This is a genomic window from Paenibacillus stellifer, assembly GCF_000758685.1.
Classification (GTDB): domain Bacteria; phylum Bacillota; class Bacilli; order Paenibacillales; family Paenibacillaceae; genus Paenibacillus_AQ; species Paenibacillus_AQ stellifer.
In genome coordinates, this window is the sequence record NZ_CP009286.1 from 5,617,916 (window position 1) to 5,635,895 (window position 17,980).

The 17,980-nt window shown below is 55.7% G+C and carries 16 protein-coding genes; 1 reads left to right on the top strand and 15 read right to left on the bottom strand.

Annotated features, from left to right (window positions below; genetic code table 11):
* Window positions 1-221 precede the first annotated feature (221 nt).
* The 3 genes from PSTEL_RS25695 to PSTEL_RS25705 all read right to left on the bottom strand — a co-directional run bounded on the left by PSTEL_RS25695 (window position 222) and on the right by PSTEL_RS25705 (window position 2,478).
* Entirely contained in the window at window positions 222-452 is a 231-nt protein-coding gene (locus PSTEL_RS25695; RefSeq protein ID WP_038699782.1) for a cold-shock protein, read from the bottom strand.
* 299 nt (window positions 453-751) lie between these two features.
* A complete protein-coding gene (locus tag PSTEL_RS25700) occupies window positions 752-952 on the bottom strand; it encodes a cold-shock protein (RefSeq protein ID WP_038699784.1) in 201 nt (66 codons plus the stop codon).
* Window positions 953-1,239: 287 nt separating this feature from the next.
* A complete protein-coding gene (locus PSTEL_RS25705) occupies window positions 1,240-2,478 on the bottom strand; it encodes a S1C family serine protease (protein WP_038699786.1) in 1,239 nt (412 codons plus the stop codon).
* A 299-nt stretch (window positions 2,479-2,777) separates the two neighbouring features.
* Here PSTEL_RS25705 and PSTEL_RS25710 point away from each other — a divergent pair, with 299 nt between their 5' ends.
* A complete protein-coding gene (locus PSTEL_RS25710; protein WP_038699788.1) occupies window positions 2,778-2,984 on the top strand; it encodes a hypothetical protein in 207 nt (68 codons plus the stop codon).
* Here the strand turns inward: PSTEL_RS25710 and PSTEL_RS25715 are convergent.
* The 12 genes from PSTEL_RS25715 to PSTEL_RS25770 all read right to left on the bottom strand — a co-directional run bounded on the left by PSTEL_RS25715 (window position 2,953) and on the right by PSTEL_RS25770 (window position 17,979).
* On the bottom strand, window positions 2,953-3,759 hold the full coding sequence (locus PSTEL_RS25715; RefSeq protein WP_038699790.1) for an MBL fold metallo-hydrolase: 807 nt from the start codon (window positions 3,757-3,759) through the stop codon (window positions 2,953-2,955). The two genes, PSTEL_RS25710 and PSTEL_RS25715, sit on opposite strands and share 32 nt — an antisense overlap.
* A gap of 38 nt (window positions 3,760-3,797) precedes the next feature.
* Window positions 3,798-4,529, bottom strand: a complete 732-nt coding sequence (yycI, locus tag PSTEL_RS25720; protein WP_038699792.1) for a two-component system regulatory protein YycI — start codon at window positions 4,527-4,529, stop codon at window positions 3,798-3,800.
* A 27-nt stretch (window positions 4,530-4,556) separates the two neighbouring features.
* The gene (locus PSTEL_RS25725) at window positions 4,557-5,849 is read right to left on the bottom strand and encodes a YycH family regulatory protein (protein WP_038699794.1); all 1,293 of its coding nucleotides are present in this window, start codon (window positions 5,847-5,849) and stop codon (window positions 4,557-4,559) included.
* Window positions 5,846-7,678: a cell wall metabolism sensor histidine kinase WalK gene (gene walK, locus PSTEL_RS25730; protein WP_038699796.1), complete on the bottom strand. Its 1,833-nt coding sequence runs from the start codon at window positions 7,676-7,678 to the stop codon at window positions 5,846-5,848. Before walK ends, PSTEL_RS25725 begins: the two co-directional genes overlap by 4 nt.
* The gene (yycF, locus tag PSTEL_RS25735) at window positions 7,678-8,409 is read right to left on the bottom strand and encodes a response regulator YycF (protein WP_052099067.1); all 732 of its coding nucleotides are present in this window, start codon (window positions 8,407-8,409) and stop codon (window positions 7,678-7,680) included. Before yycF ends, walK begins: the two co-directional genes overlap by 1 nt.
* A gap of 424 nt (window positions 8,410-8,833) precedes the next feature.
* A complete protein-coding gene (locus PSTEL_RS25740; RefSeq protein WP_052099070.1) occupies window positions 8,834-10,363 on the bottom strand; it encodes a M23 family metallopeptidase in 1,530 nt (509 codons plus the stop codon).
* 337 nt (window positions 10,364-10,700) lie between these two features.
* Window positions 10,701-11,411, bottom strand: coding sequence for a hypothetical protein (locus PSTEL_RS25745; protein WP_038699800.1), 711 nt, complete (start codon window positions 11,409-11,411; stop codon window positions 10,701-10,703).
* 334 nt (window positions 11,412-11,745) lie between these two features.
* A complete protein-coding gene (locus tag PSTEL_RS25750; protein WP_038699802.1) occupies window positions 11,746-13,032 on the bottom strand; it encodes an adenylosuccinate synthase in 1,287 nt (428 codons plus the stop codon).
* 214 nt (window positions 13,033-13,246) lie between these two features.
* Entirely contained in the window at window positions 13,247-14,608 is a 1,362-nt protein-coding gene (gene dnaB / locus PSTEL_RS25755) for a replicative DNA helicase (protein ID WP_038699804.1), read from the bottom strand.
* Between the two features lies 1 nt (window position 14,609).
* On the bottom strand, window positions 14,610-15,056 hold the full coding sequence (gene rplI, locus PSTEL_RS25760) for a 50S ribosomal protein L9 (RefSeq protein ID WP_038699806.1): 447 nt from the start codon (window positions 15,054-15,056) through the stop codon (window positions 14,610-14,612).
* Window positions 15,053-17,053 (bottom strand): DHH family phosphoesterase, encoded by a 2,001-nt coding sequence (locus tag PSTEL_RS25765; RefSeq protein WP_038699807.1) that lies wholly within the window; start codon window positions 17,051-17,053, stop codon window positions 15,053-15,055. Before PSTEL_RS25765 ends, rplI begins: the two co-directional genes overlap by 4 nt.
* Window positions 17,054-17,064: 11 nt before the next feature.
* The gene (locus PSTEL_RS25770; protein ID WP_038699809.1) at window positions 17,065-17,979 is read right to left on the bottom strand and encodes a DUF2232 domain-containing protein; all 915 of its coding nucleotides are present in this window, start codon (window positions 17,977-17,979) and stop codon (window positions 17,065-17,067) included.
* Window position 17,980 lies beyond the last annotated feature (1 nt).

The window sequence follows — 17,980 nt, forward strand, 5'->3', positions numbered from 1 at the left end:
TTCCCCCCGTTTAATTGCTTTTATTCTGTCAAAATTTAAAGCGATAGATTGTGATATATGTCACACATCAACAGGCTTTTTATCGGTTAAAATCAATAAATTTGTGACATTGATCACAAAAGATATAGAAAAAAGCAAAAAAAATAAGACGGTTTTCCGTCTTTTGTCTTTTTATCTCTATTGGCATTCTATTTCTCTATAGCGAGGAACAAGATGTTCGTTTAGGAAATGGAGATTCCTTTTTTCAGCGACTTCAGATCGCCGTTTGAATTGTACAGCTGGGGAAGCATTTTTGTTCCCTGCTCCATCGGAGCCTGGCATAAAGGGCAGGTCGGCGCAGCTTCAAACGTGAAGTTGTCTCTCATCCATCCGTTGCAATCATCGTTCGTGCAGGACCATACGGCCGTCATCTCTTCCGGTATCTCTTCCATGGGCTTCTTCCGGTAGTTCATTGCCGTTCCCTCCCTTTCTCTCGCTAAATTGCTTGGGCAAAAGGTTAGACGCATGCATCTATAGGATCAAAGCGGCACCATACACCCGCTCTCCTATCCGCAGAAAGAAACCGCTCCATCCTGATGGACAGTGCAGCCAATACATTCTTATATCCAAGGATAAACGCCTGGCGGCGCCTTGCAGACGACGGACGTTTACCGCGAAATAGAAAGCCAAGTATAAGGTGATGTTCAAGCATTCCTACATTTTTAAAAAAAGGCCGCCCCGACTTTATGACAAGCGGGACGGCTGGGGTGATTTACAGTTTTACAACGTTCTCAGCTTGCGGTCCGCGGTTGCCTTGAACAACGTTGAATTCAACTTGTTGACCTTCGTCCAGCGTTTTGAAGCCTTCGCCGACGATTGCGCTGAAGTGTACGAATACGTCGCTTCCGCCTTCAACTTCGATGAAGCCAAAGCCTTTTTCTGCGTTGAACCATTTAACTGTACCTGTTTGCATTGTGTATAGCCTCCAAAAGAGAAATTAACATGTTATTTTTGTCTTTGAACAAAGAAAAAATTCACACATTGAAAAAGGCTTTCCGCCAATCCGACAACCCTTTTCAATGTGAAAATTCGGGTTCGAGCATAACATATGATTTAGATCATAGTAACACATCACAGCCCTAAAGGCAAGCTGAGTTAAGGCTCAGCACCTCTCGCAACAAGCCGCTCACCCTCATTCATCAAGGGCTGCGGCCTGTCTTGAAAGGAATGCCTTATCATTATATCCGGGATCTTCCGGAATTATTCCTCCGGTTTCTGCTCCAGCTTCACGGTAATCTCTTTCTCGACCCCGTCCCGGTAGAACGTGATGACAAGGGAGTCGCCAACCTTCGTGTCGTCGTACAGGTATTTGCGCAGGCTGATGGTCGAATCGATCGTCTGGCCGTTGAACTTCGTGATTACGTCGTTCAGCTTGAGTCCCGCTTCCTTCGCCGGGCCTACGACATCGAGAACGACTACCCCTTCGGTTACACTGCTCGGCAGGTTGAGCGACTTGCGCTGGTTCTCGTCGAGCGGCACGTAAGGGTTGTTCAGATCCATGGAGTATACACCAAGATAGGAACGGACGATCTTACCATTCGCGGCCAGCTCCTCGGCGATCTTCTCGACATGGTTGGCCGGAATGGCGAATCCGAGGCCTTCAACGCCGGTATCGGAAATCTTCATGGTGTTGATGCCGATAACCCGGCCGTTCAAATCCACAAGCGCGCCCCCGCTGTTGCCTTCATTGATGGCCGCATCGGTCTGGATGACCTCCTGCTCCCAGTCGTACACACCGTCCTGGTTCAGCGACACCGGTATCGTCCGGTTCGTGTAGCTGACAATGCCGGAGGTCAACGTGTCGCCCAGACCGAGCGGGTTGCCGATGGCGATGACCGTCTCACCCAGCTGCAGCTTGGATGAATCGCCCATCTTCGCCACAGTGTTAATGCCGTCCGCATTTACCGTAAGCACGGCCAGATCGCTGACCTTATCCGCTCCGATAAGGTCGGCTTTGCGGGTCTCCCCGTCCACCATGACGATCTCCAGCTTGCTTGCGCCGGAAATGACATGGTTATTGGTGATAATGTAAGCCTTCCCGTTCGCTTTCTTATAAATCACGCCCGAGCCGAGCGCCGACTCGTCAAGCTGGCTCTTTGCGGTATCTTCTTTATGGTTGATAATGCTGACGACCGCAGGACGGACAGCCGCCGCCGCTTGCACAATGCGGTCATAAGGATCGCCGCTGCTCGGCTTGACGTTCTGAATGACAGCGGGCAGGACGGACTTGTCATGGGTCAGCTGTCCGGTCACGAGGCTGAACAGCAGAACCGCAACAACCGCGCTGATGATTGAGCTGATGGCGGAAATCTGCAGGGTGGACAGATTGCGGCTCTTGCTCCGTGCCGACCATCCTCGGGGCATCGGCTGCTTGGAGGCCTTCTGCTCTCTCCTTCTGGACACTTTGGTTGAATAGAAATCATCATCAAACAGTCCCATTCGTCATTCTCTCCCCTCTGTAACTCCCGCATCAAGCATGAAGCAGCATTTCCGTGCCCGTTCATCATAATCTCAAGGAATATATGGCAGCAGCCTCGACTATACTAATAGAAAATAATAGACGCAAAGTGCGAATATTCATAGCTTGCATGCAGACGGAGAACGCCCCCAGACGCTCTTCCATACAGCATCCGAATCTCTGGGCTCCGCTTCGCCTTCCTATTGTATCACAGCGGCGGGAAGATGCGGTCTGTTCCGGCAAAAATAAAAATTCCCATATAAAGGTTGTGAAATGAGGCATGGAATCTTCACTCAACAGTATGGATCTGGTGCAGTTTATCGGCAAGCTCGGCGATCTCAAGGACGAGCACTACCATCTCACGCTTACTCTAAGCGCGCTGATCGAGCTCATGATCGAGAAAGAACTCATTACCCGCCGTGAGCTTGAGGGCAAGATGTCCGAGCTGGACCAGCTTATGATTCGCTCACCGTATCCCATGGCGTAGGCCGGTCATAGTACGTATCGCACAGTCTGAACTCACTGTCCTTGTAGAAGCAGCCTCGGTCCTCCATTGCCGCGCGCACCGACATTCTCGCGAGATCGATCATGTTATGATCGCGGCTTAGATGGGCAAGATAGGTCCGCTTCGTGCGTCCTGTCAAAATCTCGCTGAGCGCAGCGCCGGCCGCGTCATTGGACAAATGGCCCATATCGCCGAGAATCCGCCGCTTCGTATTCCAGGGATAGCGCCCCATCCGGAGCATTTCTATGTCGTGATTGGCTTCCAGCACGAGAACATCAGCGTCCGAGATTGCCATCCGCACCTTCTCACTGACATAGCCCAGGTCTGTCGCCACGCTGAGCTTCTCCTTGCCAACATAGAAGTTGTAGCCGACCGGCTCGGCGGCGTCATGCGAGATGGCGAACGACTCGACCCGCATGTCCCCAAAGTCAAGATGCTCCCCGGTCTCCAGAGTATGCCGGTTATGCTCTTCGATGCTGCCGATGCTCTTCTCGATTGCTCCCCATGTGTTCGTATTGGCATAGATCGGCAGATTATATTTGCGCGCCACCGCTCCAAGCCCCTTGATATGGTCGGAGTGCTCATGCGTCACGAGGATGCCGGCTAGTTCATCGCCTTTCATCTCGCGCATGGCCATCAGCTCATCAATCCGCTTCGCGCTGAGGCCCGCATCAATCATCAGCGTCTTGCCGCCGCCCCGTATGACCGTAGCGTTACCGGTGGAGCCGCTGGACAGCACCGTAAATGATATTCCCATCGTTGTCTTCCCCTCTATATTCATCCCAGACTATCTGCTCAAGGCGTCTTGGGACTGATGATATCGGCGCTGATGCCGTTCACATAATACGTTCTGCCGTCCTCCAGCATGAACCGCCACATCGGCGCCGCCACCTGGTTCTCCGAATTGAACAGCTCGCCGTAATAACCGAGCTCGATTTCCTTCACCGCTGCTCCCTGCGGGAAGAACTTCTCAATCAGACTGCCAAGCGCCTTCGACGCCGGCAGCACCTTCTGAACCTTGCCTGCTCCATTCTCGCCGATCTCGATCTGCGGACGCCGGTAGGCGACGATCTTCTGATTGTCGTAGATCAGCTCCAGCTTCACGCTGAACAGAGGCCACTTGCCGTCGACTAGCGGATGGAGCACGAACACGCCGCCCTCGCTCTCCAGCGAATCGAACCGGAAATTTCCGATATCCGGAATTTCATCCTGAAGTGCCGCGCTCAACTCGGAGAAAGTGAAGATCAGCTTGCTGTCGACCGGCTGGTCCAGCTTCACCTTCCCGTCCCCCTCGCCTGCCGAATAGCGGTAGGTAATGTCGGGAAGCTGCGGCGTATTCGCCGGTATCGGAGACAGGATTCGGATATCCTTCTGCTTCATGATCTGCTGGGTAGCGTCCGACAAGGAGGTGAAGTCCATGCTGGCGCTCGCCTGATCGCGCAGATCAACCCAGAGCTGGTAGCACAGCAGCAGATTCAGCAGCAGAAACGAGTAGATCAGCACGCTTTTGGCCCTTCCCCAATCCATGAACTTCCCTCCTTTGTCCATATGTCCTCATTCCAGCGTCACGGTATTTCCATTGCCCAGCACAACCTGCCAGACCGGCACCAGCTCCAGGTTCTTCTCCTTCTCCACCGGCTTGTAGACCGGATACAAATCGGTAATTGATGTGCCCTTGGAGACTACCGCCAGCTTCGCACGGAGCTCGTCCCCTCCCGGCAGCTCGGTCACCTTCTTGGTGCCCTCAGCCTCCTGGCTGTACATGAGGGACCGTTCATAGGCCGTCACCGTGCCCTGCTGAAGCTGAAGGTGAATCAGCCCATAATGAAGCTGCGGCTGATCCAGCACCGGATAGGCTCCGTATGGATAGGAGCCGAAATACCGCTGGAAGGTGACCGTCCGGTCCTGGTCGCTCTCCTGCGACGACTGGAACCGGTACGTTCCATTCCAGCCGCCGTGCTGATTGACGAAATCAACCGCCTCCAGCACATCCTTGGCATCGGTGCTCTCCCCGGCCGGCAGTGCCGTCGGATCGCTGTAGCTCATCCATTTCCGGTCTTCGTCGACCTGAAGACTGCGCTTGCTGTCCGTGTAGATTTCCGAACCATCTTTTTCCAGTATATACCGGGTGCTGCCTGCGTCAAAGAAGAGACTGCTCTGCATCTGCTCCACCGTATACAGCCCGGAGGGCATCTCGGCCTGAAGCAAAGTGAGGCTGCTCTCCGGCACATAGTAACTGCCGTTCACTGTCGTATAGGGCGTCCACGACTTGCCGAAATCCACATGCTGCTGCACGTCCTGAACGGTAAGGTCCGCCTTGGCGGCCTCGTAGACGATATCTCCCCTTGTGCTGAAAAAGACGGCATGCGGCTTCGAATCATTCTTCGCCGTGTAGATCCAGATCCGGTTGATGCTCTCCTCCTCGAACAGAGAGTCCGGCGACAACTGCATAACCCGCTGCAGCAGCGCGACGGGAATCCCGGAGCCGAAGGATAGCTCGATGCCCGGATTCTCGGTCCGGATTTTGGCCCAGTCGAAATCCTGGACAGAGCGGCGCTGAAAGCTCTCAAAGCTGCGCCCCTTCAGCCGCGTCAGGATCAAGTTATAGAAAGTGGAGCTCGGGTAGAACAGCGTATGCTTGCCGTTACCGAGATGAATGACCATCCGGCTCGGATACAGCAGATTCTCCGCTTTCTCCTCAGGACCCATGTTGTCGGTCTTCACATACAGATTCTCGGAGAATACGGCCGAATCGCTGCCCGGCAGCCGGTAGACGAGATAATAGCTCTCGACCAGACTGCTCAGGACCAGCAGCGCCAGAATCCAGGATTTCACCCGTTCCTTCATGCCCGCTCCCCCCTTTGCGTGTTAAGAGGCAGCGTAAAGGTTACCTTGGAGCCCTGGTTCAGCTCTGATTGAAGCCAAATCGCCCCACCATGCGCCTTCACAATTTCCCGGGCAATGGACAGCCCGAGTCCGGTGCCGCCCATATTGCGCGAGCGGGCCTTGTCCACCCGGTAGAAGCGCTCGAAGATGCGCTCGATATCCTTCTTCGGGATGCCGATGCCGGAGTCCTGAACGGACACCTCCAGCATCCCGAACTCGCTCTTCCCCGCTTCCAGTTCAATACGCCCGCCCTCGGGCGTATACTTCAGCGCATTGGAGACCAGATTGCCAAGCACCTGATCGATCTGGTCGCGGTCCAGCCAGGCCGTTGTGACGCCCCGTCGCACAACGGTGCTGATCGAGATCCGCTTCTGCCGGATCTGGAAGGAGAAGCGGTCCGCCACATCCTCCAGCATCTCGGCGATATCGGTCTCCTGGTAGCGCAGCTGCGCTTCCCGCGAATCGAAGCGCGACAGATGCAGCAGATCCGTAACGAGACGGATCATCCGCTCCGTCTCGCTGCGGATGACGCCGACGAAGCGTCCGGCGAGCTGCGGGTCCTCCAGCGCGCCGTCATCGAGCGCTTCCGCATAGCTCTTGATCGTTGTCAGCGGCGTACGCAGCTCATGCGAGACGTTGGCAACGAACTCGCGGCGGGAAGCCTCGAGATTCTCCTGCTCGGTCACGTCCTGCAGCACGGCAATCGTGCCCGCTGTACCGCCCTCGCGCCGGTGAATCGGCGTGAAGGTGACCCGGACGATGTTCGGGTTCTCTTCCTCCTCCTCGCCCAGCCGCAGCATGGTCGACTGCGCCATGCCGCCTTCCAGAGCCATCGTCTGGTCAGGGGCCAGGCCGAGCAACCCCTCCAGCCGCAGTCCTGCAGGCAGCGGCTTCTCCGAGCAGCCCAGCATCAGCGAAGCCCGGCGGTTCATCAGGATGACCCGGCCGGTCTCATCGGTTGCGACAACCCCGTCGCTCATATTCGTCAGAATGGAGGCGAGCTTCTCCTTCTCCTCCTCGTTCTGGGACAGCGCGTCTCTCAGCCTGCCTGTCATATAGTTGAACGCCTTGCTGAGCTGGCCGATCTCGTCGCTGCCGAAGATCGGCATCTTCCGGTCGAAGCTGCCCTCGGCGACCGCCGTGGCATGCCGGGTCATCTCCTTGATCGGCTGCGTTATCGTATGAGCCAGAATGACGCCCAGCACCGCCGTCAGCGTCAATGCAATCAGCATGCCGGAGATGAACACGCTGTTGATCCGGCTTATCGTCGCATACAGATCCTTCATGTCAGCGGCGATGTAGATGGCACCGACCACCTTGCCGCCAAGCCATACGGGCTTGGCCACAACCTTTTTCCGCACATTGTCGTCGCCGGTGATATATTCCTCGTTGTCGCCAATTCCCTGGAGCGCCCGGCTGACCACGGTCTGCGTGTTGCGCTGTCCCACATAATCGGTCTGCGATGGAATCGAGGTCGTGATGATTTTGCCGCTGGCATCCAGCACCTGAATTTCCGCACCGCTGATGTACAGATTGTTCACCATGCCGCGGAGGCTGTCGACCGAGGAGTCCTCGTCCGCGCCGCCCGCTTCGCTGCCGAACTTATCCGCCGTCAGGATGGACAGCATCTCCGCCCGGGCCTTCAGATCCTTCGTGAAGTTGTCGGTCAGCGAATTCTTCATGGAGCTTACAAAATACACGCCGATCAGCTGCATCGCAATCAGAATCAGCAGCACGTAAATAATGATCAGCTTCGCTTGAATTGTCCGGAAGAAGGACATCCCTTTCATCACAATCCTCCGTTTTTGGGACTGTGCATCAAATAACCGAGCCCGCGGCGCGTGAAGATATATTCCGGCTTGCTCGGATTCTCCTCAATTTTCTCTCTAAGCCGCCGGATGGTGACATCGACGGTCCGGACGTCTCCGAAATATTCAAATCCCCACACCGCCTGAAGCAGATGCTCCCTTGTCATGACCTTGCCGGCATGGCGGACCATATAATACAGCAGCTCGTATTCACGGTGCGTCAGATCGAGCGGCTCCCCGTTCTTATAGACGGTATACATGTCCGTATCGATGAACAGATCGAAATGATGGATGCCCTGCTTGCTCTCCTCAGGCCCGCTGGCTGTCTCTGCCGGAACCGGCTTGTTCTGCCGCCGCATCTGCGCCTTCACCCGGGCCAGCAGCTCGCGCGTGCTGAACGGCTTGGTCACATAATCGTCCGCGCCCATCTCAAGGCCGAGCACTTTGTCGATCTCCCCGTCCTTGGCGGTCAGCATGATGATAGGGATATCCAGATGCGCGGAGCGTACCTCACGGCACACATCCATGCCGTCCTTGCCGGGCAGCATGAGATCCAGCAGCATTAGGTCGGGCCGTTTGGACAGAGCCAGATCCACAGCACTGATCCCGTCAAAGGCGCATACTACTTCGTATCCTTCTTTTTCGAGGTTAAACTTTAAGATATCTGCAATCGGCTGCTCGTCGTCTACAACCAGAATCGTTCCCATCGCCATAATTCCACCGTTTCACCCTTCATTGTTACTATAGGATTCTTCCTTCTTATTTTAACATACCTGCTCTGGCGTCACATCCTACGAAGTATACACGCAGTCCCCCTGATAGCAAAATAACCCCGCACCGTGAAGACTTGGCTTCGAAGCGTTAGTTGCAATCGAGGCAATCAAGGTAGTTGAAGCCATCGAAGCGGTCAAGGCAGTCGGGGTGATTAGGGCAGCTAGGGCAGCTAGGGCAGTTGTGGCGGTCGGAGCAGTCAAGATAATCAGGGTGGTCACGGGGCAGTCAAGGCGAACAGGGCAGCCAAGGCAGTCGAAGCGGATTCAGGTGTTTACGGAACCCCCGCCGGCCTGTAGCATTCTCTCTTCTCAACAAAAACCGCCCGGCGGCTGCCGGACGGCTCTTCCAAATCTTATTGCAATTTTAGTTCAAAAATTTTAGCGGGTTCAGCGCCGTGCCGCTCTTGCGGATTTCGAAATGCAAATGAGTGCCCGTAGAGCGCCCCGTGCTTCCCATAATGCCAATCGACTCGCCCTGGCTCAGCTTCTGGCCGGTAGAGACGAGAATTTTGCTTAAGTGGCCGTAGTAGGTCTCGTACCCGTTGCCATGGCTGATTACGACGACATTGCCATATCCGTTCTGGACACCGGCAAAGGTGACGGTTCCGGCATCGGCCGCTTTGATCGTACGATTGCCGGAGACGAGATCGACGCCTTTATGCGCTCTTCCCCAGCGTTCGCCGAAGCTGCTGGAGATCACCGCTCCGCTAACCGGCCAGGCGAAGCCGCCCGAACCGACGCCGACCACCTTCGTTCCACGGTACACGACAGTCGGCAGCGAAGCCTTCAGAACGGTCTGTCCGAGCCATTCCTCCTTGACGACTTCTCCGTTCTCCTTGGTCAGCCGGTACTGCATTTCCTTCAGTCCGGTCTGTCCCGGACGCACGACCTTGACCTTGCCCTTCGGCAGCAGGCTGCTTGTGCGAACCTCCACCTCGGGCTCTGTGACGATGGTCTCCTTCGCCGTCTCGGTCGTTACGACCGTTACCGGAGGCTGGGGAACCGTCAGCTTCAGCTCGTCATCGATCTGCAGCGTCAGTTCCTTCACATCAGGATTGTTCTGATAAATCTCCTTCTGCGTCACGCCATAGCGCTTGGCGATGCTGGAAATCGTATCGCCTTCACGGACAGTATAGACAAGCGGCGATTCGACTCCCTGGGTGAGCACCTTGACGGCTTCCTTCACATCCAGCACTTTATTCGGATCGGCCTTAATGGGCACGATGGAAATCTTCTCGCGAATATCCGCCGACTGTACATCACCTCCGGAAGTGGCGGAAGCCGCTGAAGCGGCCGTCCGGGTCAGCTTCGACTTGGCGGCTGCAGCCTCCGTCTCTCCGGATATGTAATAGTCCTTCACGCCCTTCAGGACGGCGCTTGCCGTCTCTTGGTCCTTCACAACGCCAATCGTTTTGCCGTCGACCACCATCTGTACACCTACGGCATAAGCCTTCAGCATATCACCCAGCTTATCCAGCGTCGCTTCGCTATTCACTTCCGGCTTGTAGGCTCTCGCCGCTTCCGTCGTAATGCCGTCCGTCTGGAGCACCATCACTTCATCCGGGTACTTGTCCTGATATTCCTGCTGCTTCGTCTTGAAGAGGGTCTGCAAATCATCCTTGTTATAGAGCGTTCCGATATCCTTGCCATGCAGCAGAACCCGGTAATAGCTCTCCGTATTGGCTTCGACGTAATGCTGGCGGACTCCGGCGGTGGAGACGACCACCAGCGCAATACCGGCAACGGCACCCAGCCAGGCGAGGCGCACCCGGCGGCGGGAACGCTTCTCCGGCGGCGTATGCACCATGCCGGCCTCGTCCTCCGATTGTCCTGTCACCAGGCCGGAAGACGGCACATGCCCCTTCCAATCCTGGAAGTCGTTCTTCCCTATCATGAAACTCTCCCTTTCAGCCTGTCCCTTATACCGCCTTAAGCAGCCGGGACTATGGTAAGACCGCTTGATCTCTTTTTTGCGTGAGCAGAAAGTATATGCTGAGCGCTTAAGCAAGCGCATTCGAATGACGTGGAATAAGTTACAAAAAATTAACCAAATCAGGTCCCTGTTTACTTTAACACAGGCGAAAGAGACATTTCAACTTTGGCACGGCACACAAAGAACCGGCATGAAAGCTCGTACTTCCGCTTTACGTGCCGGTTTCTCCCGGTTTTATTAGGCTGGTTCCCTCTTCACCCACAAGGTGTTCAACGCAATTCTGCTTGAAATTGCCATGCTACGGCGCACTGGAATCCGCAGTCAGCATCGCCATCAGCTTGTTATATTCCTCCTGGGTGACGTACTTGGAAATAATCGACTGGATCTCCGCGACCTCCTGCTCCGTCAGCCCGTTCTCCATGTCGGCGGATATTTTCTGCATCTCTTCCTGAGGGACCTTGTTCATCAAAATGTTGAAAATACTCACCTTATCCTCGGAAGGCAGATTCTTCTTGATGTCCTTCATATCGTCCGGTGTTATGACAAGCTGCTGGTCGCTCCCGGCTGCACTGTCTTCAGATACGGCGCCCATAACAGGCAGCGCATCGTCCTGAGCCTGCTCCTTCCCGCCGGTGGCTCCGCTTCTCTGCGCTGTTGCTGCGGGCACCGCCCCGCCGGAATCCGCTGAAGCCACAGCGGCCTCATCACTGGATGAACCTGAAGCCGATGGCGTAGGCTCGGCCCCGGCCGTGCCCAGTGCCGTCTGCGAGCCGTCCCGCTTATTCTTGTCTGCCCCGTCGCCCTTGTCGGCTGTCTTGGAATCTCCAGTTCCCAGCAGCGCGCTTAACATACCGCCAAAGCCCGGACCCGGCGTCTCCACCTTCAAGCCGACTTCATTCAGCACAGAACGGACATAGGCGTTGACGACAACACCCGTTGTCAGTATAGTCAGACTCCCGGCCAGCACCGCGATCAGGCAAATGCCCAGCCCGCGTGTTACCCATTTCATGTTCATCTCTCCCCTGTAACTGGCACATGATCTCGCGTATTTCATCATGCCCGGTTGGGCATAGATCAGCTATTCTTCAGTATGCCCGATAAGGGCCGGGAGAAACGTGTAGAGAAGCGGGCTTATCCAAATTGGCCAGTTGCCTGTTATGGTTATCCGGAGTGTACGGAACGATGTGATTGCGATGTATTGCGATGTATTGCGATGTATTGCGATGTGATGTGATGCGATGAACTGGACGCCGCTTACGGGGGTTTGGCCTAATAGCTTAAAAAACCCGCTGGAGCGCTGGCTCCGGCGGGTTGATCCGTACTTCATCCGTACTTCTGCTGGATTATTCGTAAATCGGCAGCACCTGGTTCGTCTGCTCGCGGTTGCGGCCGACGGAGAAGATGGCGATCGGGATGCCCGTCAGCTCGGAGACGCGCTCCACATATCTGCGGGTATTCACCGGCAGATCCTCCAGCGTCTTGGCCGAGGTGATGTCCTCGTCCCAGCCCGGAAGCTCTTCATACACCGCTTCGCATTCCGCCAGCATCTTCAGGCTTGCCGGATAGTGGGTGATGACTTCGCCGCGGTATTTGTAGCCTGTGCAGATCTTGACCGTCTTCAGACCGCTCAGCACGTCCAGCGAGTTCAGCGACAGGCCGGTCAGGCCGCTTACCCGGCGTGCATGGCGGACAACGACGCTGTCGAACCAGCCTACGCGGCGCGGGCGTCCGGTTACAGTTCCGTATTCATGTCCGGTCTCGCGGATCAGATCGCCGATCTCGTCATTCAGCTCGGTCGGGAACGGACCGTCGCCGACACGGGTCGTGTACGATTTGGCTACCCCGATGACCTGCTTGATCTTGGAAGGTCCGACTCCGGAGCCGATGCAGACGCCGCCCGCCGACGGATTGGACGATGTGACGAACGGATATGTGCCCTGGTCGATATCGAGCATGACGCCCTGGGCGCCTTCGAACAGCACTTTGGTACCTGCATCGATCGCATCGTTCAGCACGACCGAAGTATCAGTTACGTAAGGGCGGAGCACTTCCGCATATTCCAGATACTGCTTCAGCGTCTCTTCGACATCCAGCGGCTCGCCGCCGTATACCTGGGTGATGACCTGATTCTTCTCGTTCATCAGGTGACGCAGCTTCAGCTCGAACTCCTCCGCATCCATCAGATCGGCGATTCGGATGCCGCCCCGGGCTGCTTTGTCCATGTAAGCCGGGCCGATGCCTTTGCGGGTTGTGCCGATCTTGTTCGGACCCTTGCGGTCTTCCTCCAGCGCATCAAGCACCATATGGTAAGGCATAATGACATGGGCGCGGTCACTGAGCTTCAGATTATCCGTATCGAAGCCGTTCTCGTGAATATAGTTGATTTCGTCGATCAGTGCGGCCGGATTGATCACCATGCCGTTGCCGATAACGCAGGTTTTTTCCTTATAGAAGATGCCCGATGGGATCAGGCTGAGCTTGAATTTCTTGCCGTCAATCAGAATCGTGTGGCCGGCATTGTTGCCCCCTTGATAACGGGCGACCACATCCGCACGCTCTGCCAGAAAGTCCGTGATTTTGCCTTTGCCTTCGTCTCCCCATTGTGTTCCCACAACGACTACCGTTGACATGTTCATTCCTCCGTAGGTGCTGCTGTCGGCACCATTATTTTCTTATAGGGCCTCTTAAAATCATACTGGTTAAGCAGCCCCAAACGGTCGCCTTAGACGGTTTAATCCGCTAAAGCACAATTATCAGTGTAACAGCCGTTATTTTCAAAGTCAAATAAAAACGAACGATTGCACGGGTAAATGTGCAATCGTTCGGAAATTGTCAGAACTATCCTTAACCGGCGAACGGTTCGGCATGAGTACGCTCGTAGTTAACGAACTTGTTGAAGTTTTTCAGAAACACCAGCTCCACGGTCCCCACAGGACCGTTACGCTGTTTGGCAATAATGATCTCGATAATGTTCTTCTTCTCGGTCTCCTGATTGTAGTAGTCGTCCCGGTACAGGAACGCCACAATATCGGCATCCTGCTCGATTGAGCCCGACTCGCGAAGGTCCGACATCATCGGCCGCTTGTCCTGCCGCTGCTCGACGCCACGGCTCAGCTGGGAGAGCGCAATGACCGGAACGTCCAGCTCACGCGCAATCTGCTTCAGTGTCCGGGAAATATCCGAGACCTCCTGCTGGCGGTTCTCCCCGCTCTTGCCGCGGCCCTGAATCAGCTGGAGATAGTCGATCAGAATCATCCCGAGCCCCTTCTCCTTCTTGAGCCTCCGGCATTTGGCCCGGATATCGGCTACAGTAATCCCTGGCGTATCGTCAATATAGATTTCCGCTTCCGAGAGCGATGCAATGCCCATCGTGAGCTTGGACCAATCGTCGTCGCTCTTGAAGTCGCCGGTACGCATCAGATTCGCATCCAGGTTCGCCTCTGCGCAGATCATACGCTGTACGAGCTGGGCAGCGGACATTTCCAGACTGAATATAGCAACCGTCTCCTTGGCCCGCACGGCCACGTTCTGGGCGATATTCAGCGCGAACGCCGTCTTGCCGACGGAAGGACGGGCTGCCACAATGATCAGGTCGTTGCGCTGGAAGCCGTTCGTCATCCGGTCCAGATCGGCGAAGCCTGAAGGAATGCCCGAAGTGCCCCCCCGGTTCTGGTGAAGCAGCTCGACCCGTTCGAACACCTCCATCAGCACATCCCGGATAGCGATAAAGCCGCTGCCGCTCCGGCGGTTGGAGATTTCAAGAATGCGCCGCTCCGCATCGCTTAACATGCCGGCAACATCCTCGCCGCCGCTGTAGCCTTCGCTGACAATCTGCGTCGCCGTGCGAATCAGCCGGCGGAGCATGGCCTTCTCTTCGAGAATTTGAGCGTAATAGTCCACATTGGCAGCCGTCGGCACGGCATGCGCCAGCTTGGCCAGATAGCTGACCCCACCTATATCCTCGAGCTCTCCCTTATCCTGAAGCTTGGCTGTCAGGGTCACCAAATCAATCGGCTGATTCTCTTCTCCGAGCTGTATCATCGCTTCAAAGATCATTTGATGCGGCTTGTCGTAGAAGTCTTCGGTGCTCACCCGCTCCATGACGGTAATCAGCGCTTCATCCTGCAGCAGAATTGCGCCGATGACCGCCTGCTCCGCTTCCAGATTCTGCGGGGGAACCCGATCGAAAAAGAGATCTCCGCCCATACTATTCCTCCGTAACCTGGACCTTCAGCACAGCTTTGACTTCCGTATGAAGCTTCACTTGAACCTGAGTCGTTCCCAGATGGCGGATCGGCTCCTCAAGCTCAATCTTGCGCTTGTCGATCGTAATGCTGTTCTGCTTGGCCAGCGCTTCGGCAATCTGCTTGCTCGTAATGGCGCCGAACAGCCGGCCGCCTTCTCCGGCTTTCGCTTTCATGTCTAGCGTCAGGGCACTCAGCTTCTCGCCAAGCTTCTGCGCTTCTTCCTTCTCCTGCTCCTTGCGGCGCTGCTCGGCTGCTGCCTGATTCTCCAGCGTCTTCACGTTGCCATCCGTTGCCGGCCGCGCCATGCCGCGCGGCAGCAGGAAGTTCGTTGCATAGCCTTCCGATACTTCCTTGACTTGTCCCTTCTTGCCTTGTCCTTTAACATCCTTGATGAATATCACTTTCATTCGAACAGACCCTCTTTCGATTCAATTTCTGCCAGTACCTCCAGCAGTCTGGCCTCTGCATCCTTGCATGTTCCTTCCAGCTGTGCCGCGGCATTCGTCAAATGGCCTCCTCCGCCCAGCTTCTCCATTACAACCTGCACATTCATTCGTCCCAGGGAACGGGCGCTGATGCCGATCAGGCCATCTGTCCGCTCGCTGATCACGAACGAGGCCAGAACATTCGTCATCCCGAGCAGCGTGTCTGCCGTCTGGGCGATCAGCAGCTGTGGAATTTTCATGCCGGCCTCCGTCACGACGAGCGCAATATGGTCGTAGACCATTCGGGCATGCTTGATAATTTCCGCTTTGGAGATGTACTCCTGAAGGTCTTCCTTCAGCATCCGCTGTATAAGGACGGTATCGGCCCCCAAGCGGCGGAGAAATCCTGCCGCTTCGAACGTCCGCGACCCCGTATGCAGCGCGAAATGCTTGGTATCGACCGTAATCCCCGCCAGCAGCATCGTCGCCTCCAGCGTGCTGAGCTTGACCTTCTCGTGGATATACTGCAGAAGCTCGGTCACGAGCTCACATGTCGAGGATGCATATGGCTCCAGGTACACAAGCACCGCCTCGTTGATAAACTCCTCGCCCCGGCGGTGGTGATCCACAACCACGATCCGGCTGGCGTACTGCACAAGCCGCGGCTCCATCGTCATGGAAGCCTTGTGCGTATCGACCACGATCAGCAGCGTGTGTTCGGTCATGACCTGCAGCGCCTGCTCCGTGCTGATGAACGAGCTGTACAGCTCCTCATCCCGCTTCAGCTGCTCCAGCATGCGCGTAATGGAGGGATTCGGGCCGTCCAGCACAATATCGGCCTCGACATTGTACATCTGGGCCGCCCGCAGAAGGCCAATCGACGCACCGACCGCGTCGATATCGGGATTGCGGTGGCCCATAATGATGACCCGGTCGCTCTCCTGCATCAGGTCGCGCAGCGCATGCGCGATGACCCGTGCCCGCACCCGGGTCCGCTTCTCGGCGGCGTTCGTCTTGCCGCCATAGAAGGACAGCCGCTGGCCTGCCTTGACGGCGGCCTGGTCACCGCCTCTGCCGAGCGCCATATCAAGGCTCGACTGAGCCAGAGCGCCGAGCTCGCTGGCGGACTCGGCGCCGAAGGCAAGGCCGATGCTAAGCGTCATCGGCACCTTCAGATCGGCCGTCATTTCCCGGACTTCGTCCAGAATGACGAACCGGCTCTCCTCCAGCGCCTGCAGGCTGCGGTGGTTCAGGAGCATCAAATACCGCTCCGACGACAAGCGGCGCAGGTATACATCGAACTGTCTCGCCCAGTCGGTAATTTCACTTGTAACCTTCGCGATCAGCGAGGTTCGCTGCTGGTCATCCATTCCCTGAGCGGCCTCGTCAAGGTTATCCATCAGAAGGATGCCAAGAGCCAGCTTCTCTTCTTCATAGCGCTGCCGCAGATCGACCAGATCGGTAATTTCGAACAAATACAGCAGCCGTTCGCTCGGTACGAGCACCGCCTGATAGTAACGTTGGTCAACCCCAATTTCCAATCGGATGTCCTTCTGAACTCCGTCCTTGCCGACTTCCCGCTTCACGGGCGGGACCATCACAGGCCCCAAATCCGGCAGCAAATCGGGCAGCAGATCGCCCACCAGCGATTTCCGCGCAAAGATCTCTCCGGCGTAGCGGTTACTCCATTCGACATTCCGGTCCTCGCCGTACAGAATAATACCCAGCGGCAGAGTGCTGACCGCTTCGCCTTCCACCCGCTTGATGCGGAAAGTAAGGCTGTTGATGTACTCCACCAGATTGCGCCGAAATGACAGCTCTGTCTTCAACATGGTGATGCACAGCGTGCCGGCCAGGAACAGACAGACTACGCCAAGCACCCAGTTATATATACTGACGGCAATAACCAGAACCAGCAGCAGCAAGAACGCCCAAACGGTGTGATAGCCGTGCCAGCGCCGTTGCAAAAATTTTGGCATGAGCACTCACCCTATCGTTTCGATTTGGACACCATTTCACGCACCGGCGCCACCAGATCGATGATCCCGATAATCCAGATCGGAGGCAGCAGGATGGCGATTACCGAAAGCGCAACCGGAAAAATCTTGTTCCAGTTCCGCTCATGGGCGACGAAGAAGAAGAAGCCGATTGTCTGCAAAATGAAGCAGATCCGTAAGAGCGGCACCAAATTATCCGTAATCATGAGCACAAAGTTATTGCTCGAATTATAGAAGAACAGCTGCAGCACTGTAGCAATCAGATAGTACCAGATGAACGACTTGGGAATTCTCCACTCCCTTGCGGGCTTCAGCTTCGGCAATGCATAGCCCATGCTTGCCAGAATCGGTCTCACAATCGAATGCGTGACCACCGTGATCAGGGCAGAGCCCATAATGAGCGCAAGCGGGATAACCTGGATAAAGGCCCGGCTGTTGTTGCTGATATCGGAGCTATCCCCCAGAATGCCGCCCATTCCGAATTCCTGTATCGGCGACAATGCCATCGTGCGCATTTCGTTGAGCACATCATAGACGTAGGAATACAGATCGAATTGAAACAGCGTCTTGCCGAGCAGAAGCAGCAGCAGGAACTCGCCCATCAGCGTTATCGCGCCGGCCAGCATCGTTGACAGAGCCGGAGCCTTCCTTTTATACCACCGTCCCATGACAAGAGCGGGAATAATCAGGTAGGCGGCAATCACGATATATATCGGATTGATGATCCCCAGAATAAGCCAAACTGGCAGAATCGTTAAGATAAACTGCCTCACGTTCAACGTCGCGAACAATACAACGGCCGGTACCATCAAAAACAAAGTTGTAATAATAATGAATGGGGTTGACAGCGATAACAGCAGGAGCAGATAGGCAACACTCCAGGCCAGGGATGTCCAGCGATATTTCAAC

What these genes read in the sequence shown, in the direction of transcription:
- PSTEL_RS25695 (WP_038699782.1), bottom strand. Translation starts at nt 452, where the DNA reads ATGAACTACCGGAAGAAGCCCATGGAAGAGATACCGGAAGAGATGACG.
- PSTEL_RS25700 (WP_038699784.1), bottom strand. Translation starts at nt 952, where the DNA reads ATGCAAACAGGTACAGTTAAATGGTTCAACGCAGAAAAAGGCTTTGGC.
- PSTEL_RS25705 (WP_038699786.1), bottom strand. Translation starts at nt 2,478, where the DNA reads ATGGGACTGTTTGATGATGATTTCTATTCAACCAAAGTGTCCAGAAGG.
- PSTEL_RS25710 (WP_038699788.1), top strand. Translation starts at nt 2,778, where the DNA reads ATGGAATCTTCACTCAACAGTATGGATCTGGTGCAGTTTATCGGCAAG.
- PSTEL_RS25715 (WP_038699790.1), bottom strand. Translation starts at nt 3,759, where the DNA reads ATGGGAATATCATTTACGGTGCTGTCCAGCGGCTCCACCGGTAACGCT.
- yycI (WP_038699792.1), bottom strand. Translation starts at nt 4,529, where the DNA reads ATGGATTGGGGAAGGGCCAAAAGCGTGCTGATCTACTCGTTTCTGCTG.
- PSTEL_RS25725 (WP_038699794.1), bottom strand. Translation starts at nt 5,849, where the DNA reads ATGAAGGAACGGGTGAAATCCTGGATTCTGGCGCTGCTGGTCCTGAGC.
- walK (WP_038699796.1), bottom strand. Translation starts at nt 7,678, where the DNA reads ATGAAAGGGATGTCCTTCTTCCGGACAATTCAAGCGAAGCTGATCATT.
- yycF (WP_052099067.1), bottom strand. Translation starts at nt 8,409, where the DNA reads ATGGCGATGGGAACGATTCTGGTTGTAGACGACGAGCAGCCGATTGCA.
- PSTEL_RS25740 (WP_052099070.1), bottom strand. Translation starts at nt 10,363, where the DNA reads ATGATAGGGAAGAACGACTTCCAGGATTGGAAGGGGCATGTGCCGTCT.
- PSTEL_RS25745 (WP_038699800.1), bottom strand. Translation starts at nt 11,411, where the DNA reads ATGAAATGGGTAACACGCGGGCTGGGCATTTGCCTGATCGCGGTGCTG.
- PSTEL_RS25750 (WP_038699802.1), bottom strand. Translation starts at nt 13,032, where the DNA reads ATGTCAACGGTAGTCGTTGTGGGAACACAATGGGGAGACGAAGGCAAA.
- dnaB (WP_038699804.1), bottom strand. Translation starts at nt 14,608, where the DNA reads ATGGGCGGAGATCTCTTTTTCGATCGGGTTCCCCCGCAGAATCTGGAA.
- rplI (WP_038699806.1), bottom strand. Translation starts at nt 15,056, where the DNA reads ATGAAAGTGATATTCATCAAGGATGTTAAAGGACAAGGCAAGAAGGGA.
- PSTEL_RS25765 (WP_038699807.1), bottom strand. Translation starts at nt 17,053, where the DNA reads ATGCCAAAATTTTTGCAACGGCGCTGGCACGGCTATCACACCGTTTGG.